General features: G+C 70.7%; 24 protein-coding genes. 8 read left to right on the top strand and 16 right to left on the bottom strand.

Translation table 11 applies throughout. The features are described 5' to 3' along the window. Positions 1 to 335 precede the first annotated feature (335 nt). Positions 336 to 995 (bottom strand): type III effector protein, encoded by a 660-nt coding sequence (locus ACFYTE_RS40920; RefSeq protein WP_388722156.1) that lies wholly within the window; start codon positions 993 to 995, stop codon positions 336 to 338. Positions 996 to 1122: 127 nt separating this feature from the next. Here ACFYTE_RS40920 and ACFYTE_RS40915 point away from each other — a divergent pair, with 127 nt between their 5' ends. After that, a complete protein-coding gene (locus tag ACFYTE_RS40915; RefSeq protein WP_388722154.1) occupies positions 1123 to 1554 on the top strand; it encodes an Hsp20/alpha crystallin family protein in 432 nt (143 codons plus the stop codon). A 204-nt stretch (positions 1555 to 1758) separates the two neighbouring features. Next, positions 1759 to 2193, top strand: coding sequence for a DUF2267 domain-containing protein (locus ACFYTE_RS40910; protein WP_388722152.1), 435 nt, complete (start codon positions 1759 to 1761; stop codon positions 2191 to 2193). Between the two features lie 629 nt (positions 2194 to 2822). On the opposite strand, the gene ACFYTE_RS40905 is transcribed toward ACFYTE_RS40910, so the two are convergent. Next, complete coding sequence (locus ACFYTE_RS40905) at positions 2823 to 4775, bottom strand: LamG-like jellyroll fold domain-containing protein (RefSeq protein ID WP_388722150.1); 1953 nt, start codon at positions 4773 to 4775, stop codon at positions 2823 to 2825. A gap of 388 nt (positions 4776 to 5163) precedes the next feature. Between ACFYTE_RS40905 and ACFYTE_RS40900 the strand changes: the two genes are divergently transcribed. After that, complete coding sequence (locus ACFYTE_RS40900) at positions 5164 to 5790, top strand: class I SAM-dependent methyltransferase (RefSeq protein WP_388722148.1); 627 nt, start codon at positions 5164 to 5166, stop codon at positions 5788 to 5790. A 28-nt stretch (positions 5791 to 5818) separates the two neighbouring features. Further along, positions 5819 to 6319 carry a DinB family protein gene (locus ACFYTE_RS40895; protein WP_388722146.1) on the top strand — a complete coding sequence of 167 codons (501 nt, stop codon included), beginning with the start codon at positions 5819 to 5821 and terminating at the stop codon, positions 6317 to 6319. A 124-nt stretch (positions 6320 to 6443) separates the two neighbouring features. Here the strand turns inward: ACFYTE_RS40895 and ACFYTE_RS40890 are convergent, their stop codons facing one another. The 12 genes from ACFYTE_RS40890 to ACFYTE_RS40835 form a co-directional block, all read right to left on the bottom strand. Then, positions 6444 to 7664 carry an FAD-dependent monooxygenase gene (locus ACFYTE_RS40890; protein WP_388722144.1) on the bottom strand — a complete coding sequence of 407 codons (1221 nt, stop codon included), beginning with the start codon at positions 7662 to 7664 and terminating at the stop codon, positions 6444 to 6446. Further along, the gene (locus ACFYTE_RS40885; RefSeq protein ID WP_388722142.1) at positions 7661 to 9058 is read right to left on the bottom strand and encodes an MFS transporter; all 1398 of its coding nucleotides are present in this window, start codon (positions 9056 to 9058) and stop codon (positions 7661 to 7663) included. Before ACFYTE_RS40885 ends, ACFYTE_RS40890 begins: the two co-directional genes overlap by 4 nt. 279 nt (positions 9059 to 9337) lie before the next feature. Beyond that, positions 9338 to 11872 carry an FtsX-like permease family protein gene (locus tag ACFYTE_RS40880; RefSeq protein ID WP_388722140.1) on the bottom strand — a complete coding sequence of 845 codons (2535 nt, stop codon included), beginning with the start codon at positions 11870 to 11872 and terminating at the stop codon, positions 9338 to 9340. Next, positions 11869 to 12687 (bottom strand): ABC transporter ATP-binding protein, encoded by an 819-nt coding sequence (locus ACFYTE_RS40875; protein ID WP_388722138.1) that lies wholly within the window; start codon positions 12685 to 12687, stop codon positions 11869 to 11871. The genes ACFYTE_RS40880 and ACFYTE_RS40875 overlap by 4 nt, the downstream gene beginning before the upstream one ends. Positions 12688 to 13018: 331 nt before the next feature. Next, entirely contained in the window at positions 13019 to 13693 is a 675-nt protein-coding gene (locus ACFYTE_RS40870; protein ID WP_388722136.1) for a response regulator, read from the bottom strand. Further along, positions 13690 to 14919 (bottom strand): sensor histidine kinase, encoded by a 1230-nt coding sequence (locus tag ACFYTE_RS40865; protein ID WP_388722134.1) that lies wholly within the window; start codon positions 14917 to 14919, stop codon positions 13690 to 13692. The genes ACFYTE_RS40870 and ACFYTE_RS40865 overlap by 4 nt, the downstream gene beginning before the upstream one ends. A gap of 196 nt (positions 14920 to 15115) precedes the next feature. Next, complete coding sequence (locus tag ACFYTE_RS40860) at positions 15116 to 15355, bottom strand: hypothetical protein (protein ID WP_388722132.1); 240 nt, start codon at positions 15353 to 15355, stop codon at positions 15116 to 15118. 12 nt (positions 15356 to 15367) lie between these two features. Further along, a complete protein-coding gene (locus tag ACFYTE_RS40855) occupies positions 15368 to 16435 on the bottom strand; it encodes a fatty acid desaturase family protein (RefSeq protein WP_388722130.1) in 1068 nt (355 codons plus the stop codon). A gap of 247 nt (positions 16436 to 16682) precedes the next feature. Further along, positions 16683 to 17894 carry an acyltransferase gene (locus ACFYTE_RS40850; protein WP_388722128.1) on the bottom strand — a complete coding sequence of 404 codons (1212 nt, stop codon included), beginning with the start codon at positions 17892 to 17894 and terminating at the stop codon, positions 16683 to 16685. Further along, entirely contained in the window at positions 17891 to 18868 is a 978-nt protein-coding gene (locus tag ACFYTE_RS40845; RefSeq protein WP_388722126.1) for an alpha/beta hydrolase, read from the bottom strand. Before ACFYTE_RS40845 ends, ACFYTE_RS40850 begins: the two co-directional genes overlap by 4 nt. Positions 18869 to 19470: 602 nt before the next feature. Further along, positions 19471 to 19839, bottom strand: coding sequence for a hypothetical protein (locus tag ACFYTE_RS40840; protein WP_388722158.1), 369 nt, complete (start codon positions 19837 to 19839; stop codon positions 19471 to 19473). Between the two features lie 8 nt (positions 19840 to 19847). Further along, positions 19848 to 20105, bottom strand: coding sequence for a hypothetical protein (locus ACFYTE_RS40835; protein ID WP_388722124.1), 258 nt, complete (start codon positions 20103 to 20105; stop codon positions 19848 to 19850). 279 nt (positions 20106 to 20384) lie between these two features. Here ACFYTE_RS40835 and ACFYTE_RS40830 point away from each other — a divergent pair, with 279 nt between their 5' ends. Next, positions 20385 to 21227 carry an SDR family NAD(P)-dependent oxidoreductase gene (locus ACFYTE_RS40830; RefSeq protein WP_388722122.1) on the top strand — a complete coding sequence of 281 codons (843 nt, stop codon included), beginning with the start codon at positions 20385 to 20387 and terminating at the stop codon, positions 21225 to 21227. A gap of 36 nt (positions 21228 to 21263) precedes the next feature. On the opposite strand, the gene ACFYTE_RS40825 is transcribed toward ACFYTE_RS40830, so the two are convergent. After that, a complete protein-coding gene (locus tag ACFYTE_RS40825; protein ID WP_388722121.1) occupies positions 21264 to 22583 on the bottom strand; it encodes a hypothetical protein in 1320 nt (439 codons plus the stop codon). Positions 22584 to 22805: 222 nt separating this feature from the next. Next, on the bottom strand, positions 22806 to 23396 hold the full coding sequence (locus tag ACFYTE_RS40820) for a DUF11 domain-containing protein (RefSeq protein ID WP_388722119.1): 591 nt from the start codon (positions 23394 to 23396) through the stop codon (positions 22806 to 22808). A gap of 523 nt (positions 23397 to 23919) precedes the next feature. Between ACFYTE_RS40820 and ACFYTE_RS40815 the strand changes: the two genes are divergently transcribed. The 3 genes from ACFYTE_RS40815 to ACFYTE_RS40805 all read left to right on the top strand — a co-directional run. Beyond that, complete coding sequence (locus ACFYTE_RS40815; protein ID WP_388722117.1) at positions 23920 to 24498, top strand: zinc-binding dehydrogenase; 579 nt, start codon at positions 23920 to 23922, stop codon at positions 24496 to 24498. Next, positions 24495 to 25502: a hypothetical protein gene (locus ACFYTE_RS40810; RefSeq protein ID WP_388722115.1), complete on the top strand. Its 1008-nt coding sequence runs from the start codon at positions 24495 to 24497 to the stop codon at positions 25500 to 25502. Before ACFYTE_RS40815 ends, ACFYTE_RS40810 begins: the two co-directional genes overlap by 4 nt. A gap of 71 nt (positions 25503 to 25573) precedes the next feature. After that, positions 25574 to 26013, top strand: a 440-nt coding sequence (locus ACFYTE_RS40805) for an alcohol dehydrogenase catalytic domain-containing protein (RefSeq protein ID WP_388722113.1), incomplete at its 3' end; no start/stop codon positions are given.

Genomic DNA, 26013 nt, shown 5'->3' with positions numbered 1-26013 from the left:
CACCCCCCAGGTCATGCCTTCGACAGGGGGACACAGTCATGCCGGGCCCGGAGGCCAGCGGCCCTCTTGCAGGACCGCGAAAAAGATAACGGGGAGCCCCGGCGATGAGGCGGGCGCAGGTCCGGTGATCATGGAGCTGCGACGCTCTGTGATCACTGCGGGGCCTGTGCCTGTGCTACCGGGTGTTCATCGCCGGGCGGGATGCCGCTCGCGCCGCGTCGGTGGCCAAGGCGAGGCCGGCCGGTCGGGCGTCCGCCGGCGTCCAAGATCGACTGCTCAGCTCTGCCGGCTGTTCCGTCGCAGTGGCTCCGGTGCCTCCAGACCGTGCGCATCGGTCAGTCGGAGGCGGCGATGGCGGTTTCGGCGGAGTTCGTGAGGGTGTCGAGTCGGGCGGTGAGGCCGGGGTGGACGGTCGCCAGATGGGGCCGGGTCGCGTTCAGGGGGCGGATGAGGGCGGCGGGATCATCCTGGGCAAGGGCCTCATCGAGCTGGCTGACGGGGAGGCGGGCAGCGGTGGGCAGGTCGGTGAGGGCGGTGATCTGGCCGGCGATACGGCGCAGGTCGGCGGCGTTGCGGCGGGCCCAGGTGGACAGGGTGCGGTCGGCGGCGCGGCGTTCGCGGGTGGCCTGGACACGCTGTTCGCCGGTGCTTCCGGCGGGGCCGGGCCGGTTGCGCAGGTAGCGGCGTTCGGCGGCCTGGCGGCTGGCGACGCCGAGCGGGTGGGCGAGGTCGGCCCAGCTCGCGCCGGCGCGGCGGGCTGTTTCGATCAGGCCGGTTTCCCAGCCGGCCAATTGCTCACGCACCTGCCGCAGCAACAACAGGGAGGCAAGGGCCTGCTCCGGGCCCGGCCCTGCTCCGCCGCCGGCACCGCACCTCTCGTCCCGGGCGGCGCGCAAGGCGTGGTCGATGGCCTCCAGTGCTGCCGCGGCGGCGAGGAAGGAAACCGTGCTCTGAGCGTCGTCGCTGGAAGGGGCCGAGGGGCCGGCTGCCGTCATGAACACCTCCTCAGTACGTCGTCCAATCGATGACACCAGGCATTTGTCATCGACTGGATGACATGTTACAACGGTTCCGTGAGGCGCATTGGCACACACTGCCCGACCCCTCTGGAGGTGTTTTCCGATGTTGATGCGCACCGATCCCTTCCGTGAACTCGACCGTCTGGCCCAGCAGCTGATGGGCCCGGGCACCTGGTCGCGGCCGTCCGCGATGGCCATGGACGCCTACCGCGAGGGTGCCGAGTACGTGGTGGCCTTCGACCTGCCGGGGGTGAGCCCGGAGGCGATCGACATCGACGTCGAGCGGAACATGCTGACCGTCAAGGCCGAGCGCCGGCCCGCGGCCAAGTCCGACGACGTGCAGATGGAACTCTCGGAACGGCCGCTGGGCGTGTTCTCCCGGCAGATCGTGCTGGCCGACACGCTGGACACCGAGAACATCAAGGCCGACTACGACGCCGGGGTGCTCACCTTGCGCATCCCGATCGCCGAGCGCGCCAAGCCCCGCAAGATCGCCGTCGGCGGGGGATCCTCCCGCAAGGAGATCTCCGGCTGACCCCGGCGACAAGGGCCGGCCAGCGGCGGAGGACGGGCACCCGGTCTCCCCCTCACCCGCCCTCCGCCCCTGGACTGATCCAGCTCCAGGTCCCCGCAGGCTACGACCTGCTCCTCGGCCACCCCCAGCCCACCTGCCCCCACACCCGGCGCCCGCGCCCCGCCGGGCGCCGGCACCGACGACAGAAAGGCAACCACCGCAGTGATGTCCGACCAGCGTGCACCGCTTGAGCACCTGCCCGCGATGACATACGAGCAGATGCTGGAGAAGGTCCGCTACGAAGGCGCCTACCCGACCCGGGAACGCGCCGAGGAAGCCGTCCGCCTGGTCATCGCGGGGCTGGGACGCCAGCTGACCGGCGACGAACGCGTCGAACTGGCCGCGCGCCTGCCCCTTCAAGCCGCACGCATCCTCACCGAACAGATCCCCGACACCAAGCCCCTGACCGGCTGGGCCTTCGTCAAGGACCTCGCCGCCCGCAGCGGCGCCACCCCCGCCACCACCCGCTGGGACACCGGCTCCGTCCTCGTCGCCGTCGCCGCATCGGCCGGCCCCGAACTGCTCACCCGCATCCTGCGTCGGCTCCCCCACGGCTACGCGCTCCTCTTCGGCCGCGCCGAACTCACGCCAGCCGCCTGAACACCCCGAAGACGAACAGAACCAGCAACACAGCAGGCCCCGGCGGGCCACCGTCAGGCCTGGACGCCTGCAACACCGCATCCAACACAGCCAAGCAGCAGCGTGCGTATTCGTCGCCATCGAGTCCGCGGGGACATGCACGTATGGCAGGCAAAGCGTAGGGGGTTGTCCGCAACAGTGTGCGGACAACCCCCTACGATCGAGCGCCGGGCAGGCCTTGCACCTGCATCTCCCCGCAGGAAGCGGGACGTCTTTCCTTGGACCACCAACGCAGCACCAGCCGACCGGAGTTGAGGCGGCCAGCTCAAGGTCGAGTATACCCGGCCGGCCACGCCGATCATCACACCTACCGTCTGGCTGTTGCTGCCGGGCGAAGTTGCCGGTGTCGATCTCGGTGAGGATGCCGCATCGGCTGCAAGACGAATGCGTCCGGCCCGGCTGGAGCCCCACTGGACCGGCCGCACGCCCTGCGGTTCCTCCCGCACGCCGACACCGACTGGCGCCGACCGTGCAGGTCCACGCCGTGAGACCGGGCCGGCTGCGGTGCCTCCCGTCTCCGGCCGGTGGACGCCCGGAGACGGGAGGTACTGGAGGAACAGCAGAAAGGGGAGGAACCGGGGAAATCCTCCTTATTCGGCGATCAGGAACTTGTCGACGGGCAAGGGACGGTTCACGATGCGGGTGTCACCGACGTTGCCGTGGAAGACGATGTCGACGGCGCCCGCGTTCTCGTGGCCGCCCAGCAGCCAGGGCAGCCCGAGCGAGGTGAGGCCGACCGACACCCGCTTCGGGTTGTCGACGACCGGGGCGCCCTCGACATACAGCCTGGTGTAGCGGCCGTCGTTGACCACCGCGAGGTGCCACCACCTGAGCTCCACCAAGCCGTGACCCCAGTTGGTCGTCGGGTAGGTGGTGTTCAGCGGGTAGTGGTTGAACTGCGGCTCGCGGCCGTTGTTCGTGATGGCGAGTTGGACCAGGGGCTCGTCCGGGCTGGTGTTCTTGCCGTGCTTGCCGGCGGCCCCGGCGGAACCCCGACGGGTGAGTATCGCGGCCCAGCCGTTCTTGCCGGCGTCCCAGTCCAGCGGCATCATCACGAAGGTCTCGATGGTGTACCCGGACCTGAACGTCTCGGTGTTCAGCGGGGCCTTCGGCCCCGTGGTCAGGTACGTGCCGTGCAGCGGGTTCCTGCCACCGGCGAACTTCAGGCTGGCGTGTCCGGGCTGGTCGGGGTGGTGGTCGGCGGACCAGGTCAGCGCGTCGGCGGCCGTGCCCGGCACGGTCACCGCCGTCAGATCGTTGCCCTTGCCGGACAGGTCGCGGATGGTCTGGCCCGCGCCGAGCGGGGTGCCGGGCGCGCCCTGCCCGTCGAAGCGCCAGTACGCCAGGGTGCCCTTCACCAGTTCCTTGCCGGCCGGCCGGGCGGGCCGGACCGGAACCGGGATGAAGCCGGAGAACCGCTTCTCGAAGTCGATCGCGATCGAGAAGTCGTCGACCGGGCCGGTGATCCGGGCGTGCTCGGCGGCCAACTCGTTGCGGGACTCCGGGTCCTGCGCCAGGATCCACGGGTTGATCGTCTCGACGTCGATCGTGTTGCGGGCCAGGTCGAAGTGGTACAGCCGGATCATGCCGCCACCGCCGAAGTAGCGGTTCTGGTAGTTCGTGATGTGCATGTGCACGTCGTTGCCGGCGGCGTTCTTCTTGGTGGTGCGTCCGGACGGCCAGTAGTGGCCGTTGATGGTGAGGAAGACCTGGTCGTTGTCCTCGATCAATTTGTCCCAGATCGTCTCGCCGTATCCGGAGAGCGCGGCATTGTTCTCCGGGTCGCCGGACTCGTACGGGAAAACGTTGTCATCGTAGTCCGAGTAGACGATGTCGTGCGCCGTGAGGATCACCGGCATCTTGGGGTGGGCCTTGATGACGTCGTTGGCCCACGCGAAGCCCTGGTCGGTGGTCCGCCAGTCCAGGGCCAGCACCAGCCACGAGCGGCCGGCGGCCTGGAAGATGTGCGCGGTGTTGTAGCCCGTCGCGTCCGACCCGGCGAACGTCTTCGAGCGCTTGAACCGCTTCGGGCCCAGGGTCCGCAGGTACGACGTGTCGCCACGGCTGTCGTCGCCGGACACGTCGTGGTTGCCGGCCACCACGCTGTACGCGGCGCCGTGCGCGTCCAGCAGCGCGAACGCCTTGTCGACCTGCTGGAACGACGACGGGTCGGCGTCCTGCGTCAGGTCACCGAGGTGCGCCATGAACACGATGTTGTTCGCGTCGTTCCCGCTGTTGTTGATGATGTAGCGGAACGACTCCTCCTGCGGCGTCCGGTTGACGCTGTCCTGGCTGCCCCAGTACAGGAACTGGGTGTCGGGCATGACGGCGAGGGTGAACTGGAGGGAGGTCGCATCCGGTCTCCATGTGCCGGTCCTGCCGGACCTCGCGGTGTCCGCGGCGAACGCGGGCGTCGCGCCGAGCGGGGACACGGCGGCTCCTGCGACTGCCGCTCCCGCACCGGCCAGCGCCGCGTTGCGCAGAAAACCACGACGATCCTGCCCGGCCGTGTCGGATGACGGCAGGTCACTATGGGTGCACATAGGGGTCCTTCCGGGGTGGATGATCCAAACGAAATGGAGGCTAATCGGAACCGGCCGAGGCCAGGCAGACGTGAGATGACCAGCGGTGATTAAGTGTCTGACCAGGGTTGAAGCGCAAGTCGAACTGTGACCGGTAGCTCATCTCCCGTGTGCGGACAGCAACTTAAGAAGCCGAGCGGGCCCTGCGACACCCCGGTCGCCTCGGCGGGACCGGCGAGGGTCATGGCGTGTTCGCGGCGCACCGTACGTAGCCGGGACCCGGCGGTGTCGAGTGCGGCTTCCGGTTCGCGTTCCAGCACACCACTTTGCCGGAACCGCAAGACGGCGTGCCGACTTGGGAAAGCCCGGCAAGACTGAGACGCGTTCGTTCCCGGCAGAAGGAGTCTTGATGAGCACCACCGACGCGGTCCAGTTCTGGAATGGCGTGTACGCGGCCCGACCCGCAGCCACCGATCCTCGGCCCAACGTGTGCCTCACCTCGACGGTCACCGGTCTGCCGCCCGGCCACGCGCTGGACCTCGGATGCGGCGACGGCGGTGATGCGCTGTGGCTCGCCCGTCAGGGATGGCAGGTCACCGCCGTCGATGTCTCCTCCGTGGCGGTCGAGCGGCTCACCGGTCTCGCCCTCGCACAGGAGTTGCCCGACCGGATCACGGCGCAGCACCACGACCTGCGCGAGTCCTTCCCCGACGGCACATTCGATCTCGTCTGCGCCCACTATCTGCACACGCCCCTCGACCTGGACCGGGCGGCCGTGCTGCGTGCGGCCGCGCACGCCCTGCGCCCGGGCGGGCGGTTGCTGGTCGTCGACCACGGTTCGACAGCCCCGTGGTCGTGGAACCAGGACCCGGATGTCCGTTACCCGACCCCGCAGGAGGTCGCCACCGGCCTGGCGCTGGACCCGGACACGTGGGCGGTCGAGCGTGCCGACGCACGGGTGCGGACCGCGACCGGACCGGACGGTCGCACCGCCGAGGTCACCGACCATGTCCTGATCATCCGCCGCGCCGTCTGAACCGGCACGCTGTCCGAAAGCAGGCACCATGGCCACTTCCTCCCGCCGCAACCGCCGCTCCGACACCCCGCCGCCGCGCACCCAGAACACCGAGATCGAGGTTCTGCGCGGGTTCCTCGACTACCTGCGGGACTCGATCGCCGCGAAGGTCGAAGGCGCCCCCGAACCCCGGATCCGTACAGCCGCGGTGCCGTCGGGCACGAATCTGCTCGGCCTGCTCAACCACCTCACCTGCGTGGAACGAGCGACGTTCCTCGGAGCCCGGATCACCCACTGGCAGGCGACCTTCGATGCCTCGCCCTCGGACAGCGCGACCGATGTCGTCACCCGCTACCGGGAAGCGGTCGCAGAGGCGAACGACGTACTCGACACATGCGCCGACGCCGGCGCACCGCTCCCCCGTTCGCAGCCGGGCAAGCCCGCGCCCTCCGTCCGCTGGGCACTCGCCCACATGATCGAGGAGACCGGCCGCCACGCCGGCCATGCCGACATCCTCCGCGAACTGATCGACGGCTCAACCGGACGCTGACTCCCAGAACTCCTCGCCCACCGACGTACTGGCGGCCGGCACAAGGTAGTTGAGAACGGCCGACCGGGCGTGGAAGGCAAGTCCCGGCCCCGGTGATGCCCGGCATCGGCGGGCGTGTCCAGGCTCACCTCAGGGGCTTGAATTCGGGCAGGGTGAGGGCCGAATGGGCCGGGCGGCCCTCCGCGGAGGGCAGGGCGCTGAGCTTGCGCAGCCTGTCGTTGCGCTGCTCCAGGGCCCGGGCGGTGGTCGGGAAGAGTGTGGCACCGCCCTCGCCGACCAGCCCCTGGTTCAGCGTCACAAACTCACGGGTGTCGTGTTCGTAGGCGGCGAAACCCTCGGCGTGGTCCCGGTCGGCCAGGGAACCGGCGAGCATGTACGCGCCCACGAGGGCGAGGCTGGTGCCCTGCCCGGTGAGGAACGAGGGCGCGTACGCGGCGTCGCCCACCAACGCGACCCTGCCGCTGGACCAGCGGGGCATGCGGATCTGGCTGACCCCGTCGAAGAACAGGTCATCCGCGTCGCGCAGGGCGGCCAGCATGCCCGGGACCTCCCATCCGGCGTCGGCGAACACCGCGGCGACCAGGTCCCGTTGGGCCTGCGGGTTCCGGAACGCGTCGAACGGCGGTTCCGGCTGGGCGAAGTTCAGGAAGGCGTGCACTTCGTCGTCGTCCCCCACGGCGTAGAGGGCCGCGGCCCGGCCCGGGGTGTTCCACATCACGGTCTCGTGGGAGAGCCCGAAGGTGTTGCGCATGGTGAACACGGCGAAGCAGTAGCCGAGATACCGGTGGAACTGCTCTTCCGGGCCGAACAGCAGCTCCCGGGTGTGCGAGTGCAGACCGTCCGCGCCGAACACCATGCCGTACGTACGCCTGCCGCCCCCGCGGAAGGTGACGTCGACCCCATGGCCGGACTGGTCGAGGGTGTCGATGGAGTCGTTGAACAAGAACTCCACGTCGTCACGGACCGCCGCGTACAGAGCGTCGGTCAGATCGCCGCGCCGCACCTCCAGGTCCCGTCCCGCGACACCGCCGGTGACGGTGTGCGGGGTGACCGAGGCCACCTCGCCGCCGTCCCCGTCGAGGAAGGTCAGCCGGCGCAGGTCGATGTGGGCGTCCCGCAGCTGCGGCAGGATCCCCATCCTCCGGACGACCTCAAGTGCGGTGCCGCGCACGTCGATGGGGTAGCCACCGCTGCGAAGCGTGGCCGCCTTCTCCACGACCGTGACCGTGTATCCGTAGCGGTTCAGCCAGAACGCGAGGGCGGGCCCCGCGATGCTTGCCCCGGATATCAGGACCTTGCGCCTCGGCGTGGTACGGACATTGCTCAACAGATCGGTGGGGTTCATTCCTTGACTCCTTTGTTCATGGTCCGGGCGACAAGCAGGGACAGCGCCGTGACGGCGCCGGCTATGACGAAGCCGGTGACGAAGGCCGATTCGGCCGGCACATCCGATCCGGAAGGGGTCCCGGCGGTGAGGATCGCGCCACTGACCTGTGACCCCACGGCGAAGCCGATCACGCGGGTCACCAGGACCAGGCTGGTGGCGATGCCGGTGTCACCTTGATCGACGGATGTGGCGGTGCCGGTCACCATCGCCGTGACGCACAGGCCGTTGGCAAGCGCGATCATCATTTTGCCGATGACGAGGTGCCAGGCCTCGGTGTGTACGGCCGCCAGGGCGATCAGGGCGGCGGCCATGATGACGATCCCGGTGGTGACCACGGCACGCGAGCCGAAACGCCGCGCCCCGATCCCACCGATCGGCCCGGCCAGCGACGCGGCCACGGCGCCGGGCAGCAGGAAGAAGCCGATCTCGGTGGCGCCTGCCCCGAAACCGTACTCGTCGGCGGGCACCGCGAACAGCTGCGGGACGAGATAGACCGCCACCGCGGTACCGACGCAGATCACGAACGTCAGCACACACGACTTCCATATCGCGGGCCGTGCCAGCATGCGCAGATCGACCATCGGCGAGGCGGCACGACGCTCAACGGCCACCCAGCCGGTCACGAAGGCGGCCAGAACCACGATGAGGGCGCCGAGCACGAGTGGCTGCGAGCCGATGTCGGGCGCCAGCGCGAGCACCAGCATGAGCGTGACCAGCGTCCCGCTCAAGAGAACCAGGCCGGGCCAGTCGACCCCGATGTCGTCCGACCGGCCCGGCTGATCGTGCGGCATCAGCCTGTTCACCAGCATGGTGGCCCCGATGACCGCGATCGTCGGCAGCGCGAACATCCAGTGCCGGGACAGTCCTTCCGCCACGGGCCCGGCCGCCAGCGTTCCCGCCATCCCGCCGCCCACGAACAACCCGCTGACCACCCCGATGGCCACCTTCGACTCGCCCGCGGGGAGGTGTTTGCGCACCAGGATGAACGACAGGGGCAGCGCGCCCACCATCGCTCCCTGGAGTACCTGGCCGAGCAGCAGCACGGGCAGGTTCGGTGCCAGGGCGGACGCCAGACCGCCGGCACAGACCACCGCCATCAGCCGGATCAGGACCCGTTTTCCGCCGTAGCGGTCGCCGAACTTGCCTGCGACCGGTGTGACGAGCGCGCCGGTGATGAGGAGCATGACGCTGAGTAACGCCCCTTCGCCGGGGCTCATATCCAGCTCGCGTTGCAGGAGTGGGAGCGTCGGCGTCACCACCGACTCCAGGGCGCCGGTGGCGACCGCCAGCATGCCGAGGGCCCCGACAGCGGCCTTCCCGATGCGGACCGGGGGAGCCAGAGTCGCGGTCATGGACGTCCTTTCCGTCATTGCCGGGCGAGTAAGGGCTGGGCTGTACGCGTAGCGCCGCCGCCCTGCGGCCCGCGCCGGACGCCGGCAAGGGCCGCTGCGGCACCATGCGTTCGCTGCTCTGCGGCCCGCCGTCCGAGCGGTCGTACGGGGTGGGAGCCGACGTGATGCCGGCTCCTGCGCGCCGCCCCGGACAAGGGAGGTGAGCCGGACCGGCCGACGCCGGGCGCCTACCGGTCGGGCCCGCCCGGTCCCGGTCGGCGCACACCCCGTCTGCCTGCGCTACGACCATCGGCGCAGCGCCGCGCGCGCCGGCAGCGTGACCGCGAGCAGTGCCAGGCCGGCGGTGGCGGCCGCGAAGGATCCGTACACCAGCGGGGGCACGTACGGCCCCTCACCGGTCAGGCCGCGCATCATCGGGATCAGCGTGGCCGCGGCGATCGCGGAGCCGAGGACCACACCCACCGCGGAGACCAGCAGGCCCTCCCAGCGGAGCATCGCCAGCACCTGGCGCCGGGTGGAGCCGACGAGGCGCAGCGTGCCCAGCTCGCGGCGGCGGTCGAGGACTGTCATCACCAGGGTGTTGACGGCGGCGATGGCGGCGAAGCCGCCGAGGACCGCGGCCATGGTGTTGTTGGTCCAGGCGCCCAGCTTCGCATCGAGGTTCTGCTCGGTGGCGTAGCCGGAGGCGTCGGTGACCTTGCCCAGGGCGGTGAGCGACTTCTCCGAGCCGCCCCGTACCAGCAGCGTGCTGTCGAAGCCCGAGGTGACGTGCCCGGCCAGGGACGCCCGGTCCATGGTCACCGTGGCCAGGCCGAGGCCGCGGCCGTAGACCGCGACGATCTCGGGGCTGGCCTTGGTGCCGTCGGGGAGGTAGAGCGGGAGCCGGTCGCCGACGCCGGCGTCTGCCGAGTTCGCGAGGGTCTTGTCGATGGCGATACGGCCCTTGCCGAGCTGGTCAAGGCTGCCTTCGCGTACGTCCAGGTCCTGCACCTTCGCCAGCTCGGCGCCGGAGCCGGTGACGCCCTGGGTCGCCGAGCCCTGCAGCGACTTGAACTCGCCGGAGCCGACCGGCACCAGCACCTGTGTGGTCAGCAGGCCGACAGCCGCTTCCACACCCGGCGCGCGAGCGGCCTGTGGGGCCGCGTCCACCGGGAGGCCGGCCGGGTCCGTGACCACGTGGTCCGCGGTGATGCCCGCGCGCAGCTGCTTGTCTGCGGCGTGGTTCTCGCTGGTGTGCATGAAGACGAGGGTCGAGGCGAAGGCCATGGCGAGGACGATCGGGGTGATCGCGGAGGCGAGGCGGCGGGCGTTGGTACGGGAGTTGGCAGCCGCGAGCTGGGCGGCCGGGCCCGCGCCGCGCAGGGGGAGGCCGAACAGGCCCGCGCACAGCCGCGCCACCAGCGGGCCGAGCAGTGCGACGGCGAAGATGAAGAGCATGACGACGCCGAGGGCGGCGCCGGCCGCGTCATCTCCTGTGGAGCCGGCGGAGAGGCCGGTGAGGAACCCACCGCCGACGAGGGCGCCAATGCCCAGCACGGTACGGATCACGCCTGGCCGCAGCCGCTCCACCGATGCCTCGGTGAGCGCCTGTCCCGGCTTGATCCTGGCAGGCCGGCGCCCGGCCGCCCAGCCGGCGGCGAGCGCGGTGAGCAGTCCTGTGCCGACGGCGGCGAGGAGGGGGAGCCCGGAGATGTGCAGGTCCACGGCTTGCGGGATGGCGCCGCGGTCCTGGAGCTGTCCGAACCACCAGTGTGCGAGGCCGATGCCGGGCAGGCAGCCGATGATCCCGGCGAGCGGCGCGATGAGCAGTGCTTCGGATGCGACCGCGCGGCGGATCTGCCGCGGGGTGGCGCCGATGGCGCGCAGCAGCGCGAATTCGCGGGAGCGCTGGGACACGGACAGGGTCACGGTCCCGGCCGCGGTGAGGATCGCGACGATGGTGGCGATGCCGCCGAAGGAGCCGCCGATTCCGAAGAGCGTCTCCTTGGCGTAGCCAAGGCCCGGGTCCTCGATGGCGCCACGGTCGTTGCCGAGGTTCACGAAGGCGCCGGAGCCGGCCAGGGCCTGCTTCACGGAGTCGGCGAGGGCGTCGGCGCCGGTGCCGTGTTTCGCCAGTACGGCGATGGCGTCGGCCTTGCCGGGGTGGCCGGCGAGCGTGGGGGCCTGGGTGTCGGCGAACCAGGCCAGGGCGCCGGCGTTGCGGATGGTGTCCGCGGGGCCGGCCTTGGCGACGCCGGTGACACGGAAGTCCTGCTGCCCGGCGGCGGTCCGCAGTACGACGGTGTCGCCGACGGCGGCCTTCGCGGCGCGGGCCGTACCCGCGTCGAGCACGACTTCGCCCTCGCGGGGCGCGGAGCCGGCGGTCAGCGCGGTGCCGGTGAAGGTGTGCGAGCCCCAGCCGTGTGCGGTGAGCACACCGCCCTCGACGGGCAGTTCGCGGGTGCCGGTGCCTGCCCCTTCGTGCGCCGCGCGCACCGGGAAGGTGAAGTCCGGGACGGCGGTGGCCGCGCCCGGCGCCTTGGCGGCCTTCGCCGCCAGCGCGGCGTCCACCCGTGCGGTGTCCGGCAGCGGGGTCGCCTCCTCCTCGCGGTCCTCGCCGCTGCCGGTGGCCACGCGCACGTACTGGTCCGCCGCCGCGACGACAGGTGCCTTCGCGTACCGTTCGGGCGGCACCGTCGCGCGCAGGCCGGTCTCCAGCAGGATTCCGCAGGCCGAGACGATCAGTGCGGACATCAGCAGCGCGAGGAAGGTCCCCGCGAAGGACGCGGGCTTGAAGCGGACGGCCTCACGGGCGAGTCCGTTGGGGCGCCTCATGCCGCCGCACCTGCCATCGCGCCCGTACGGGAGGTGAGCACGGCCATCCGCGCGGCGATCTGCTCCGCCGAACCGCGCTCCAGGCCGCCGGCGAAGGTGCCGTCGGCGAGGAACAGCACGCGGTCGGCCCAGGCGGCCGCGGCCGGGTCGTGGGTGACCATGACGACGGTGGCGCCGAGGGTGTCCACCGCGTGCCGGAGCAGTCCGAGGACCTCGGCGGCGGTGCCGGTGTCGAGGGCGCCGGTGGGCTCGTCCGCGAACACCACGTCGGGGCTGGTGACCAGGGCGCGGGCGACGGCCACCCGCTGCTGCTGGCCGCCGGACAGCTCGCCGGGCCGGCGCCGCGCCTTGTCGGCGAGCCCGACCTGCGCGAGCACCGCGCCCGCCCGGCCGCGGTCCTGACGCTGCCCGGCCAGGCGCATGGGAAGCAGCACGTTCTGCTCGACGGTCAGGGAGGGCAGCAGGTTGAAGGCCTGGAAGACGAAGCCGAGGCGGCTGCGGCGCAGCTCGGTGAGCTCGTTCTCGCTCATGCCGGTGATCTCCGTACCGCCGAGGCGCACGGAGCCCGCCGACGGCCGGTCGAGCCCGGCGGCGCACTGCAGGAAGGTGGACTTGCCGGACCCGGACGGGCCCATGACGGCGGTGAACGTGCCGCGCGGGAGGGCGAGGTCGACGCCCGCGAGCGCGTGCACGGTCCCCGCGCCGCGGCCGTACTGCCGCCGGACACCGCGCAGTTCGACGGCGAGACGGGGTGTGATGGCCGGGGCCTCCGGTCGGTCGTCCGCCTTCTGCCGCTTGCCGCTGCGTAGCCTCATGTTCCGCCCTCTCGCGATCTTCTCGTGCCGACGGGGTGGAGTGTGCGGGGGCGGCTGCGCGCCGGGCGTCATACCCGAGAGCCAATGTGGAGGTGCTACCGCGGTAGGGGGTGCAGCAGGGACGGCGTCCGGGGCGTAGCCCTGACGAGGGAGCCGCTTTGCTGGGTGGGGGCGCCGTCGGGGGTCTGCGGCACCGTCGTGGCTGGTCGCTCCCCCAAGTCTCGGCTTCGCCCGAACAGGGACCCCCGCGCGGCGGAGCCTCAGATCGAAACAGCCCCCGCAGATCGATACAGCCCCACGCCCCTTCGGGGCGGGATTCGCCGCCGGGCCTCTACTCGCCCGGGACCACCAGACCCGATTCGTATGCGAAGACCACCGCCTGGGCGCGGTCGCGCAGGTCGAGCTTGGTGAAGACGCGGCTCACGTGCGTCTTCACCGTCTGCTCGGCCAGCACCAGCGTCTCGGCGATCTCCGCGTTGGACCGGCCGCGGGCCACCAGGGTGAGGACCTCGGTTTCGCGTTCCGTCAGGCTCTTGAGCCGCAGCGCCGGCTTGCCCCGGGCGGCGGGACGTTGCCGGGCGAAGTCCGCGATGAGGCGGCGCGTCACGGAGGGGGCGAGCAGCGCGTCGCCCGAGGCCACGACGCGTACCGCCGCGATGAGGTCGGCCGGCGGCGCGTCCTTCAGCAGAAAGCCGCTCGCGCCCGCCCGCAGCGCCTCGTACACGTAGTCGTCGACGTCGAACGTGGTGAGCATCAGGACGCGCGGACGGTGCGTCACACCCGACGGGGGCGCAAGGAGGTGGCGCGCGGCCGTGAGGCCGTCCATCTCGGGCATGCGGACGTCCATCAGCACGACGTCGGGATGGGTGCGCCGGCTCAGCTCGACGCCCTGCGCACCGTCGGGGGCCTCGCCCACCACGTCGATGTCGCTCTGGGCGGCCAGCAGCGCGGCGAAGCCGGCCCGCACCATGGCCTGGTCGTCGACGATGATGACGCGTGTCGTCACGTGAAGTCCTTTTCAGTCAGGGGAAGTTGGGCGGCGACCCGGAAGCCGCCGTCCGGCAGCGGCCCCACGTCGAGGGTGCCGCCGACGAGCCGCACCCGCTCGCGCATGCCGACGAGGCCGTGCCCGGTGCCGCCCACCTCAAGCGGCCCGGCGGGCGGCTGGGGCGGCGGCCCGTTGACGACGAGGACGGTGAGCCGCGCGCCGCCCTCCGAGACGGACTCCGCCACCGACACCCGCGTCGGGGCACCCGGCGCGTGCCGCACGACGTTCGCCAGGGCCTCCTGGACGATCCGGTATGCCGAGAGACCCACCGCCTCGGGCACGTCGGCGTCGCAGGGGGTGAACTCCACCGGCACGCCCGCCCGCACCGTCGCCTCCACCAGCTGCCCGATCCGCGTCAGGCCCGGCTGGGGCGCCAGCTCGCCGTGCGTCTCCTCGTTGCGCAGCACGCCGAGGAGCCGTCGCATCTCGCCCAGCGACTCGCGCGCGGTCGCCGCGATGGACGTGAACTCCTCCTGCACGTCAGGCGGCAGCCCGTCGAGACGATACGCCGCGGTGTCCGCCTGCACCGTGATGACGGACATGTGGTGCGCCACCACGTCGTGCAACTCGCGCGCGATGCGGGTGCGTTCCTCCAGCAGCGTCCGCCGATCGCGCTCGGCCTCGCTGATCGTCTCCTGCTCGACCAGCCTGCGTTGCGCCTCGTACCGCTCGCGGAGCGCACCGCTGAGCAGGAGTGCGACGCCGCTGAGTATGGTGAGCAGTGCGCTCTGGGCGCTCGTGCCGTTGGGCGCGACAAACCCCAGGCCGACGTTCGCGCCGGCCGTCGCCAGCCACACCAGCAGCAGCGTCCGGCGCGGCTCGCGCAGGCCGAGGGCCAGGCAGAGGCCGATGTACCCGACGATCTCCATGGGCGGGAACGGCCACACGTGCCGCCCGATGTCGACGGTGAGCAGGGCGAGCGCCCCGGCCACGTCAGCGGCGAAGATCACGTACCAGGCCTGCAGCGGGCGGATGACGGCGAGCAGCAGCGGTGCCGTCTGCGCGACGGCCAGCGCGCTCGCGATGCCGCCGTTCAGGCCGTAGTCGACGCTGAGCACATGGATGGTGGTGGGCAGCAGTGCGACGCACAGCACGAACGCCACGGCCCACGGCAGCAGCCGTACCCACCGACGCGACGCCCCCGCGAGCAGTGCGCGCGGATGTTCCTCCTCCACTGCTGTCATGGGCGCCAGCTTATGTGCGCCGGGACTGCGTCAGGAGACGCGCAGCTGTCAGGCGGACCCCATCGCCCACACACGCGCCCCGGTGTACGGCCCGGCGGCGCCGCCGGCGCTCGGCGGATTAGGTGTTCGTGGACCACAGGTGGCGGAAGTGGGCTGGGTTCCGGCATGGCGGACGGCAGCGGAATGCGGCTGTGTGTCATGCCGACCGCCGGAGCAGGAGCCCTGCGAATCCAACGGCGCATCCGACGGGCAGCGCCAGCCACACCGCGGCGAACGGATGCGGAGCCGCACTGCCCCCGCCGTAGCCGATCGACACGTACAGCCCCGTCCAAGCGGCCTCGGCCAGGACCGCGGCCGCCGCGTACCGGGCGGCGGGGATGTCGCTGAGGCCGGCCGCTGCGGCACCGCTGGCCCGGCCTCCGGGAAGGAAGCGCATGGAGCCGGCTCGTCAGATGTCGGCGCGCAGTGGTTCTCCCACTTCGTGCAGGTGCCGCAGGGCCTGACGGTAGGAGTCGATGAGGCCGGTCTCCGTGTAGGGGATGCCGAGGTCGCGGCAGTGGGCCTTCACCATGGGCTGGGCGAGCTTCAGGTGGGGGCGGGGCATGCTGGGGAACAGGTGGTGCTCGATCTGGTAGTTGAGGCCGCCGAGGAACCAGTCGGTGAGGGCGCTGCCCCTGATGTTGCGGGATGTGAGGACCTGGCGTCGCAGGTGGCCCCACTTTTCGCCGTCGGGGTCGGGCATGTCCATCCCCTTGTGGTTGGGTGCGAAGGCCATGCCCAGGTGCAGCCCGAACAGGGCCTGATGGAGCGCGGCGAAGACGAGTGCGTGCGCGAGCGGCATGGCCGTCAGGAGCAGGGTGACGTAACCGGCGATGTGGGCGATGAGGAGCGCGCCCTCCACCAGGCGTTCGCGGCCGGTCTGGCGGCGCAGGTCCTTGAAGCCGTACAGCTTCAGGGCGAGGCCTTCGAGGAGGGTGAGGGGGAAGAAGAGCCATGCCTGATGGCGGGTGAGCCAGCCGCGGAAGCCGGTGCGGGTGGCGGCCTGCCCGCTGGTGAAGACGAGGACGTCGGCGGCGACGTCCGGGTCCTTGTCGATGTGGTTGGGGTTGGCGTGGTGGCGGTTGTGCTTGTCGTTCCACCATGCGTAGCTCATGCCGAGCAGCAGATTGCCGTGGATGAGCCCGATGCGGCGGTTCGTGGCCCGGTTGCCGCTGATCTGGGCGTGGCCCGCGTCGTGGCCGATGAACGCGGTGCGGGCACACAGGACGGCGAGGACGGGGGCGAGGGCGAGTACCCACCACGAATCGCCGATGAGTGCGATGCCGGTGACGACGGCGGCGAGGCTGAGCGCGTTGGTCGCTATGGTGCGTGCGTACCAGCCGGTGCGCCGATCGAGCAGTTCCTGTCCCTTGACGTCGCGCAGCAGGGGCGTGAACTCGCTGCCCGTGTCCGGTGGGAATTGCCTCGCCGTGGCCTTCTCGGGGTGCGGCAGAGCGGTTTCGCCGGCCAAGGACATGGTGGTTCTCCAGTGTTCGGTGGATGGTGTTGATGCGGTGCGTGGCTGGTCAAACCGGCCTGAAAGAACGGACGGTCCGGGGACGGGCCGTCGTGCGGCGGCGAACGGCCGTGTGGCGGCGAGTGGCCGCGCGGAGACGAACGGCCGCGCGTAGACGAGTGGCCGTGTGGAGACGAACGGCCGTGTGGCGGCGAGTGGCCGTGCGGCGGCCCCGGGCCGCGGTGACGCGGCGGTGCGTGTACGTCGCTCACACCGCCAGCGCGAAGTAGGCGAAGCCCGCCGCCAGCACGCCCGCCGCCGCACGACGGGTCGTGCCGGTGCGGTCCCACGGGGTCTCCAGGGGCTGGGCGAACTTCGCGATCGCCACGAGCAGCGCCGCGAAGAGCGGCATCCAGGCCATCCGCGCCAGGACCCAGCCGGCCGTGTCCGGCGCGGTGGTCAGGCCGGGGACCTCGCCGAAGTACGCGGCGGGGACCGCGGCGGCGAGCAGCGCCGTCTGGTGCCAGCACAGGATCGTCATCGCCGACAGGTTGATGATCACCACCGGGGCCCACAGGGCGGGGCGCCGGAGCAGCCGGGCCAGCCGGTCGCGCAGCAGGATCGCCGCACCGGACTGGGCGGCCGCGAGCGCCAGGACCAGCAGGGACGGCGGGTGGGAGTTGGTACGGGACGCGCCGGGCACGCCCACCATCGACGCCGGGTAGTGGAAGGCGAGCAGCAGGGTGGCGAACAGGGCCGCGCCACCTGCGAACAGCAGCCACGCCTCGCGGCGGCCCAGCCGCTTGTCCGCCCAGGACACGCCCAGCTGGTAGGCGAACATCCAGCCAGGAAGCAGATTCAGCAGGCTCACCCAGGACGGCATCGCGTCCGCGTACGGCCCGTAACGCAGGAAGTCGACCACCGCGACCGAGCCGAGCAGCGGGGCCGCGGACCAGAAGCCGAGGCGCCGCGAGGCGCGGACGCAGTACGGCGTGAGGGCCGTGATCACGGCGTAGACGCCGACGAACCACAGGGGCTGGACGACCAGGGTCGACGCGGTGTGCAAGGTGGCGCTCGGGACGCCGAGGCCGTAATGGAGGGTGGGAAGCAGCAGCGCCCATACGGCGGTGACGCCGAGGACCGGGCGGCCCAGGCGGGTGAGCCGGCCGGTGATCCACGCGCGGGCCGAACCCTTGCGGCGCTGGTAGGAGAGGTACGAGGAGTAGCCGCCGACCAGGAAGAAGATGCCCAGCATCTGGAGGATCCAGCTGGCCGGGGCCAGCGCGCCGAACGTGACCAGCGGGCTGGCGTTGTGCAGGCCGCCGCCGGTGTCGAGGGTGAAGCCGCCGAGCAGCCAGTGGCCGGTCGGGACGGCCAGAAGCGCCAGCGCGCGCAGGCCGTCGATGGCGCGGTCGCGGTGGGCGGGGGTCCGGTCGTCGATCTCGGCGGTGAGCTTCGCGAGCTTCGTGGTGGTCTTCATCGCGGGTCTCCGACGGCGATCGCCGCGAACGCGGTCAGGGTGGAGGTGCCGGGGGTGAAGTACGCGTCGTGCGCGGGGACGTCGTCGGCGGGCAGTACGGTCGCGCCGAAGCCGGGCGAGGTGGGGTCCGCGCCGTGGCCCAGGCCCAGGACCTCGACGTTGGGAACGCGGTCGATCCAGTCGTCCGGGGACTTCGCCGCCCAGATGTGGGCCTCGGTGTCGAGTGCGGTGACGTCGTCGGCGCGCATGCCGGGCGAGCCCATGACGACGATGTCGCTCGCGTCGGTGTCGGGGGCGGCGAGGCCGCAGACCACCGAGCCGTAGCTGTGACAGAAGAGGGAGGGGTCGGGAAGGCCGACCGCGTCCAGGCCCTCGGTGAAACGGGTGAGGCGCTCGGCGCCGGCCTCGGCGAGCCGGCCCGTCGCCAGATCGAGGCCGATGCCGGAGGGGGTGGTGTAGCCGGCCCAGGCGATGACGGCCGTACCGTCGCCCGCCGCCTCCTGGAGGTCGGCGGCCCGCTGTGCCGTACCGCCGAACGCCGAGATGTCGACGTCCGAACCGGGGACGATCACCGAGACATGGGTGGCGTTCTCCAGGTCGCCCACGACCTTGGCGATCAGGCCGCGCCCGCGCGGGTCGTACGCCAGGACCCGGTCGCCCGCGGGGGCGTTGGCCTTGTAACGCAGGTGTACGGGGGCGCCGTCGAGGTTGCCCACCACGGTGGGGTGGTCCTCGACGAGTCGCCGCTGCTGACTGACCGTCAGGTCTGCGAAGAACGCCGCCACTTCGGACGGGGTGGCGGTAGCGGGGTCCGGTAGCTCCTTGCCCAGGGAGTCGTCCGCCAGCCAGGCGGCGGTGCCGGGGAGCGGACCGCTCGGCGCGCTCTCGCTGCTCGCCGAGGCCCAGCCTGCCGTGCTGCCGACCAGCAGTGTGGTCAGTACGGCGGTGGCCAGGGTCTTCCTGAAGCGGCGCATCCGTCCGTCTCCCTCTGTCTCGTCCGTGGTGACGGGGAGGAAGGTAGGAAGACGGTGGAGGACGGGGCGTCACGCTGGGGAGCCAAGTCGGCAGTGATACCCCGGTAGGGGGTGGGCTGGGTGCCGGCCCCCGGGGCGGGCGGGGGTTTCCCGCAGGACCGGGGGCGGGGGTGCCGGGACGTGAGGTCGTTGCCGCCGCCGAGGCCGACCTGGCGCCGCTCATGCCACGGCGCGGCCGACACGATCACCGCGGTCCGCCGCCCGGCTACTTCGCCAAGGGCCCGGCCAGGCCCGCGATTCGGTGTCCGGGCCACCTGTACGCGGCGGCCATCACCTGCGACCTGCCACGCGCCGCCGGTGCCCTTATCAGCGACCGGCACGCCGCCGCCCGAAGGGCGACGCCGCCCGCGCCTGGCCGGCATGCCCGCCCGGCCGGCCCGTGCATGGCGCCGTGACGCGTTCCTTGTGACGTTCCCGCGGAGGGCCGCCTCACGGCAGAACCGTGACGCGCACGACGTAGTGGACGCCGCGGTCGCCCGGCTTCGTGCGGCCACCGGCGGAGACGATTACCCTGCGGGATCACGGGTGGGTGTCTGCTGCGTTCACGGTGTCAGGTCCAGTACGCGAACGGGCTCACCCGCCCAGCGATGCGGGGCGGTGGTGGCAATGATCGCGCCGTCGGGGCGGTCCGGGGTGGGCTGGGCCACGTACCGGCTGTGCGCAGCGGCCCAGGTCTCCTGGCGCGCGACGGCCAGGGCGGCAGCCAGATCCAGATCGAGCACGGTGATACCGGGCATGGAGACCAGATGCTCGGCCGTACCGGGCCGGGCACGGTCGGCTTCCACCAACGCGCACGCCGGGGCGTACAGGAACCAGCTGGATTCGACATGGGCGCGGTGGATCAGACGGGACGCGAGGACGTTGCCCTGGCCGGCTGCGGCCATCGCCGTGTCGTCCAGGACGATGTGCATGGCATCGCTCACCGGGCGGTCACCCGGGCCAGACGCCGGTCCAACTCGCTGTCCAGGTCCTGCTCCTGGGCAGCGGTCGGTGCGTAGCCGTTCCACTCCTTCAACGCGGCCAGGGCCTTCTCCGCCCGCTCGGCACGCTCCGCCGGAGTCAGCAGCGTTTCAGCGAGACGGGCCAGATACGCTCGCAGCGACAGCCCTTCAGCGGCGGCTATGGCGGCCAGCCGGTCCTTGGCTTCCTCGGGGATACGGACATTGGCATCAGACATCGTCGTCACTCCCTTCCACCCCAAGGGTACGGGTACGTACCCGTACCCGCCACAGGCCCCTCTGACCGGAACCTCAGGTCGTTCAACGCGTGCACTCATCCGTGAAGCGGCACTGTTCCCCCTCCGCACCTGCCGGGTGCCTACTGGGTGCGCCGGTTCGGCCGCGCCCACTGTCGTGCGCTGCTGCCCCGGCCAGCTCCTGATCAACCGCTGCCGTGAAACCCGGCGCGTGTGAGGCCACCTCTTCGTCCCGTCTCTCCATATCAGAAGGGTTCTTCGATGAATGCTGTGGATCTGTTCCGCCTGGAGGGCGCACGCGCCTTGGTGACGGGCGCCTCTCGGGGCATCGGCAAGGGCATCGCCGAGACCCTCGCCGACGCGGGCTGCGATCTCGCGGTGACCGCCCGCACCACATCCGCCCTCGACGACACCGTGCGGGCGGTGGAAGGCCGCAGGAGGAAGGCCGTCGCCATCGCCGGGGACCTCGCCGAACAGGGCGTCGCGGCCGACCTCGTCGACCGGGCGGCCTCGGCACTGGGCGGTCTCGACATCGTCGTACACAACGCGGGCGTCACCCCGATGGATGAGGACGGCGCCCCCGTGGTGGCTCCGCTGCAGGATCAGCGCCAGGAAGTCTGGGACGCCGTCATCGCGGTCAACCTCAACGCCACGGCCGCCCTGTGCCGGGCGGCCCACCCGTATCTGGCCGACTCGGACAGGGCCAGTCTCGTCCTGGTGTCCTCCGCTGCCGGGCTCATCGGCTTTCCCACGCTGGAGTCGTACGGCGCAAGCAAGGCCGCGCAGATCTCCCTCGCCCGCAGCCTCGCGGTCGGCTGGGCCTCGCAGGGCATCCGCGTCAACGCCTTGTGCCCCGGCTGGACGCGCACGGACATGACCGCATTCGCCACCGAGGCCGAGCCGCTGTCCGACTGGCTCGCCAGCCATGTCCCGCTCGGCCGGTGGGCCACCGTGGACGAAATGGTCGGTGCCGCGCTCTTCCTCTCCTCACCGGCCTCGTCGTACGTGACCGGCCACGCCCTCGTCGTCGACGGCGGGGTGTCCGTTCCGGACGCGGGCATGGCAGGGCGCACCCTGCCTCCGTCGCCTTTCACCACGGAGTGACCGCCCGCTCCACCGGAACCCCGTTCTGGTAGAAGGTCAAGTGGAGATGTGAGGACCACGCAGCTCCGCGGCCCGTTCCCACAGGCAGGCGACCCGGCGCTGCCGCCTGTGGGGACGCAGAGCGCTCCGCAGTCCGGCCAGGGCGTGGTCCACATGGGTCGACCTGACGTGCGGATAGTCGTCCAGGAAAAGGTTCCAGTGAACACACGCCTGTTCCACATGGCCGTTTCCCAGGAGCAGTTCGGCCAGCCGCGCCTGGGTCAGAGCGTGGCTTCTGCGCTGTGCCGGCGACCGGTGCCGAAGACAGTCCTGCAACGCCACGACGGCATCGACGCGCCGTCCAAGGTGCAGCAGCGCCTGGGCTCGCTGGTAGTCGAGACCTGCCCGGGGATAGGCCGTGAAGGGCCCGGACGCACTGGTGGCCTGCCCGTGACGGGTCTCGGCGTCCGTCAGGTCCTTGAAGGCAAGACGCTGATCGCCCCCGAGCGAGTGAGCCACCGCGCGCTGGCTCAGCAGAAACGCCATGACGGCATGGCCGGCATCCGTGCCCACGGTCTCCAGCGCGCCCTCGGCGAGTTCGGCCGCGTACTTGTAGTGGTGCATCCGAAGTGCCTGCGCGCTCATGGCCCGCATGGTGATCGCGTACAGGGTGCGATGGCCCGCCTGTCCGGCCAGTCCGAGTGCCGTGTGGAAGTAGCGTTGGGCCAGACCCGGATAGCCCGCGTCATCGGTCATCTGAGCCAGTAGATGGGCCAGTTCGGCGCAGGCGGCCAGCAGCTCACGGCGCAGCGCTGCACTGGCGCTTGAGGCCAGGACGCGGCTCACGTCATCCGCGAGATAAGCGGCCAGGGCTGATCGGCCGTGCGCACCACCGCGGCGCTCGGATCGATCCGCGACAAGGTGCACCATCTCCTGAAGGATCTCCACATCGGCAGCCGTCGCACGCCGCACCCGGGCAGGCGGAGCAGCATGCGGGCGGGACCAGTCGTGAAGGACGACGGCGGTCAGGGTATAGGCAGACCTCGTGACGAGGGCACGCCGTAGGGGGTCGGTGTCTGCTTGGGCCATGTCGACGAGATATCGCACTGGTGAACTCTGCGCAAGATGAAGGGCCATACCCTCCTCGGCATCCCGTGAGTCTGCCGCCAGACCCGTGGCCTCCTCGGTGATCAGCCGGCCCGTACGACGGCTCAGCGCCGAGGCGGCCAACTCCGGTACAGGAGAACGAGGTCGGGAGCCACTGATCCAGTGCGCCACCGACGTACGGTCGTATCTCAGAGTCAACGAGTGCGCCTTGCCCAGGAAGTTGACCGCACGGGCCAGATCGCCAGCGGTCCAGTCCGCCTCCGTGAGCAAGGCGGCGAGCCGAGAGTTCCGCGCACGTCGAGTCACACGCTGATCTCTTCCCGGCGGACGACACACGGAACCGCGGCACTCCGCCGGCCCGCGAGGCAAGCAGGCTTGAGGACAACTCCCTGGCGTGACAGGGGCGTTGGCGTCCCAGGCAGGTGGCGGCCTACGGCGGGCAGGCCCCCACCGCCGGCTCAACGGCCTGAAGCGGGGCGTGGCAAAGGCGAGCTACGCAGACGTCGTGCGTCGGCGGATGAGAGAGACGGTGCCTCCGGCCGCGAGAAAGGCAACCGCGGCGCCCGCGCCGACAACGGGGTCGACCAGCGGGATGTCCTCGACGGGTACGGATGCGGCTGCGTTGTTGGCGGGGTTGCTGTCGGGCTCGTTCCCCGAGACGGAGGCCCTGTTGGGCCCCCCGCCTGCGGCAGTGACCTCGATGACGGTGCTGGAGCCTGCGGCCAGCGGACCACCCTTGCATTGCAGAGCGTAGAAATCGACGTTCCCGTGATGGCCGATCACGACTCTTGCGCAGCGCGGGTCGGAGGACCTGATGTCACCCGGGGCCGAAAGGTCGGCAGGACTCTGCATGGGATCGAGGACAGTCCACCCGGACGACGCGTCAGGTCCGTTGTTCGTGACGGTGATCTGGTAACCGAACCTCCCGTCCGGAGTCCGGGTCGGGCCGACCTTGGTGATGGACAGGTCAGCACTTGCTTCTGCCGCAACGGCGTGCGGGGCTCCCAGCAACCCGAGCACGCCTCCGGCAGCACTTGCCGTCAGCGCGAAGGCCAGCAGCCGGCCTGAACGGACTTTCGTCATGTCCTGTATCCCTTTCCCACACTCGAAAGCCTCTCCGTGTAAAGAGGAACTCCCTTCGGGACGCCCGTCCTTCGCTCGCATGACGATCAGGTCGGCCAAGCGAGTGAAGCCCGGCGGAGTGGGGCTCTGTGGCAGTTCGCGCTCTGGCGCAGCGGCCAACGAGGGCCTTGAGGCGCCCCGTTGGCTGCTGCAAGGTCCGTGCGGCAGCTGGCGGCGTCCGCTGTCATCGTCGGGGGCGGCCGGCGCGGCGGGCGGCTCTTCCCAACGGCCATGCCCGCACCGCCGCCACACCACGGCGTGAAGTCGCCGCGGACGATGAACCGCTGCGCCGGGTGACGGCCCGACCCGCCTTTCGTGCTCCACCGCCCACGTGCGCTGCGGCCGGCGGCGGGCAGTCCGGGAGCGGGGCAAGGGCAGGTCGTGGGCGGTCCCGGCCTGCTGAGGACGCACCGATGAGCAAGCCCTCTACGCGACGGACGTGTTGAGTACGGGGATAGCCGCGGCGCAAGTCGCCCAGATCCCGGTGGGCGGAACGGTCGCGGTCATCGGACAGGGGCCGGTGGGCCTGTGCGCGACGATGGGCGCACGCCTGCTCGGAGCGGGTCTGGTCATCACCACCGCGACGCGGCCCGAGCGGGCCCGGCTCTCCGAACGCCTCGGCGCCGACGTGGTGCTCGACCCGCGCCGGTGTGACGTGGTGGAGGAGGTCCGGGCTCTGGTCGGGGCGGAAGGGGTCGACTGCGCGATCGAGGCCCTGGGCACGCATGAGACGTTCGAGCAATGTGTGCGGCTCATCAAGCCCGGCGGCACCGTGGCGAATGCCGGCTATCACGGAGGGAAATCCCAGGCGCCGCTGCCGATTCCCCTCGTCTCGTTCGGTATGGGGATGAACGCCAAGACGATCCGTGGGCTGTTGGCGCCCGGAGGCCGGGAACACCTGACCCGGATGCTGCGGCTGCTGAAGACCGGCAAGGTCGACCCCACGCCCCTGACGACCCACCGGTTCCCCTTCACAGAGGCCGAGCGCGCGTTCCAGCTGATGTGCAACAAAGGCGACAAGATCATCAAGCCGGTCATCACTTACGAGGAAGGCGACCTGTGAGCGAGCGACACGGGGCGGGCCTGCTTGGCTGCGGCTACCAACTGCCCAGGAACGTACGACGCAACGATGACCCCGTCTTCGAGTGTCTGGACACCTCCCGCAACGCACAGGGGATCTATCAGTCCGCGCTGTTTCGCGACTTGGACCGCCGCCATTGCCTCGGCCCGGACGAGTCCATCACGGACCTGGTCACCGCATCCTGCCAGCGCACCCTCGATTCCGCAGGCGTTGCGGCGGACGACGTGGACCGGCTCTACGGTTATGTGAGTGTCCCCGAATACAACGCGCCCAACGCGCTGTACCAAGTCCATCACGACCTGGGCCTCAGCAGAAATGCGATGGTCGTGCCCATCAATGGCGAACAGGCCAATTTCCTGTCCGGGATGGTGCATGCCGCCGAGGCCGTTCGCTCGGGAAGTGCCAGGTACTGCCTTGTGGCGTGCGGGAGCAATTGGAGCCGGCACGTCGACTACAGCCAGGGCCATTCCACCTGCATCGGCGATGGCGCTGGGGCGACGCTCATTGGGCCGTCAGATCGCTTCGTCATCATCGATCACGCATCGACAACGAATACGTGGTATTACCGTTCCGCCACCATGGCCGTACGGCCGTTGACCGTCCACTCCCGCCGGCAGGTGCCGGTCGACAAGGCCGGGATGCCCATCGCGACGCTCGACCTCACCCAGTCCGGTGTTGAGGTGGTGTCCTCCTGGATCAAGAACGGCATCCCCGAACTCGTCAATGACCTGCTCGGTCGGCATGGGATCAACGGCTCGCAGATCACCTTGATCACATATCAGAGCGTGCGGATTCTGCTCGATCACTGGGCTGAGCGCATCGGTCCGAAGGAATACGTGGACACGCTCGCCGAGTTCGGCCACATGATCTCCGCAACCTATCCCGTGAATCTCGCCTATGCATTCGACCGCATCTCCACCGAGTATGTCGTACTCGCCGGCGTCAGCTTGGGCATGCAGTTGGAGGCCGTGCTCATCCGGGTGTGAACGAAGGCGAGCCCGGCTGCGGTAGACGGCTCCCACGGCAGCAACCCTCTGACAGCGGCTTGGAGGCCCGAGTGAAAAACATCATCGATGCGGTACTCGCGTTGGACACGGCGGATTGCACGTCTGCCGACTTCGCCGCCCTGCCGCTGCCCGAGTCGTACCGCGCGATCACCGTGCACAAGGACGAGACCGACATGTTCGACGGGCTCGCCACCCGCGACAAGGACCCACGCAAGTCCCTCCACCTGGACGAGGTCCCGGTCCCCGAACTGGGACCCGGCGAGGCCCTGATCGCCGTCATGGCCTCCTCGGTCAACTACAACTCCGTATGGACCTCCATCTTCGAACCACTGCCCACCTTCGCCTTCCTCGAACGCTACGGCCGCCTCTCCCCCCTCAGCGCCCGCCACGACCTCCCCTACCACATCATCGGCTCCGACCTCGCCGGCGTCGTCCTGCGCACCGGCCCCGGCGTCAACGCCTGGAAACCCGGCGACGAAGTCGTCGCCCA

The organism is Streptomyces sp. NPDC004629, from assembly GCF_042873595.1.
Classification (GTDB): domain Bacteria; phylum Actinomycetota; class Actinomycetes; order Streptomycetales; family Streptomycetaceae; genus Streptomyces.
The sequence above is the reverse complement of the archived record's forward strand: the minus strand, read 5'-3'. Positions and strand labels throughout refer to the sequence as shown.

What these genes read in the sequence shown, in the direction of transcription:
- ACFYTE_RS40865 (WP_388722134.1), bottom strand. Translation starts at nt 14,919, where the DNA reads ATGACAGCAGTGGAGGAGGAACATCCGCGCGCACTGCTCGCGGGGGCG.
- ACFYTE_RS40860 (WP_388722132.1), bottom strand. Translation starts at nt 15,355, where the DNA reads ATGCGCTTCCTTCCCGGAGGCCGGGCCAGCGGTGCCGCAGCGGCCGGC.
- ACFYTE_RS40900 (WP_388722148.1), top strand. Translation starts at nt 5,164, where the DNA reads ATGAGCACCACCGACGCGGTCCAGTTCTGGAATGGCGTGTACGCGGCC.
- ACFYTE_RS40850 (WP_388722128.1), bottom strand. Translation starts at nt 17,894, where the DNA reads ATGAAGACCACCACGAAGCTCGCGAAGCTCACCGCCGAGATCGACGAC.
- ACFYTE_RS40915 (WP_388722154.1), top strand. Translation starts at nt 1,123, where the DNA reads ATGTTGATGCGCACCGATCCCTTCCGTGAACTCGACCGTCTGGCCCAG.
- ACFYTE_RS40845 (WP_388722126.1), bottom strand. Translation starts at nt 18,868, where the DNA reads ATGCGCCGCTTCAGGAAGACCCTGGCCACCGCCGTACTGACCACACTG.
- ACFYTE_RS40820 (WP_388722119.1), bottom strand. Translation starts at nt 23,396, where the DNA reads ATGACGAAAGTCCGTTCAGGCCGGCTGCTGGCCTTCGCGCTGACGGCA.
- ACFYTE_RS40910 (WP_388722152.1), top strand. Translation starts at nt 1,759, where the DNA reads ATGTCCGACCAGCGTGCACCGCTTGAGCACCTGCCCGCGATGACATAC.
- ACFYTE_RS40840 (WP_388722158.1), bottom strand. Translation starts at nt 19,839, where the DNA reads ATGCACATCGTCCTGGACGACACGGCGATGGCCGCAGCCGGCCAGGGC.
- ACFYTE_RS40880 (WP_388722140.1), bottom strand. Translation starts at nt 11,872, where the DNA reads ATGAGGCGCCCCAACGGACTCGCCCGTGAGGCCGTCCGCTTCAAGCCC.
- ACFYTE_RS40895 (WP_388722146.1), top strand. Translation starts at nt 5,819, where the DNA reads ATGGCCACTTCCTCCCGCCGCAACCGCCGCTCCGACACCCCGCCGCCG.
- ACFYTE_RS40830 (WP_388722122.1), top strand. Translation starts at nt 20,385, where the DNA reads ATGAATGCTGTGGATCTGTTCCGCCTGGAGGGCGCACGCGCCTTGGTG.
- ACFYTE_RS40890 (WP_388722144.1), bottom strand. Translation starts at nt 7,664, where the DNA reads ATGAACCCCACCGATCTGTTGAGCAATGTCCGTACCACGCCGAGGCGC.
- ACFYTE_RS40835 (WP_388722124.1), bottom strand. Translation starts at nt 20,105, where the DNA reads ATGTCTGATGCCAATGTCCGTATCCCCGAGGAAGCCAAGGACCGGCTG.
- ACFYTE_RS40885 (WP_388722142.1), bottom strand. Translation starts at nt 9,058, where the DNA reads ATGACCGCGACTCTGGCTCCCCCGGTCCGCATCGGGAAGGCCGCTGTC.
- ACFYTE_RS40855 (WP_388722130.1), bottom strand. Translation starts at nt 16,435, where the DNA reads ATGTCCTTGGCCGGCGAAACCGCTCTGCCGCACCCCGAGAAGGCCACG.
- ACFYTE_RS40905 (WP_388722150.1), bottom strand. Translation starts at nt 4,775, where the DNA reads ATGTGCACCCATAGTGACCTGCCGTCATCCGACACGGCCGGGCAGGAT.
- ACFYTE_RS40920 (WP_388722156.1), bottom strand. Translation starts at nt 995, where the DNA reads ATGACGGCAGCCGGCCCCTCGGCCCCTTCCAGCGACGACGCTCAGAGC.
- ACFYTE_RS40875 (WP_388722138.1), bottom strand. Translation starts at nt 12,687, where the DNA reads ATGAGGCTACGCAGCGGCAAGCGGCAGAAGGCGGACGACCGACCGGAG.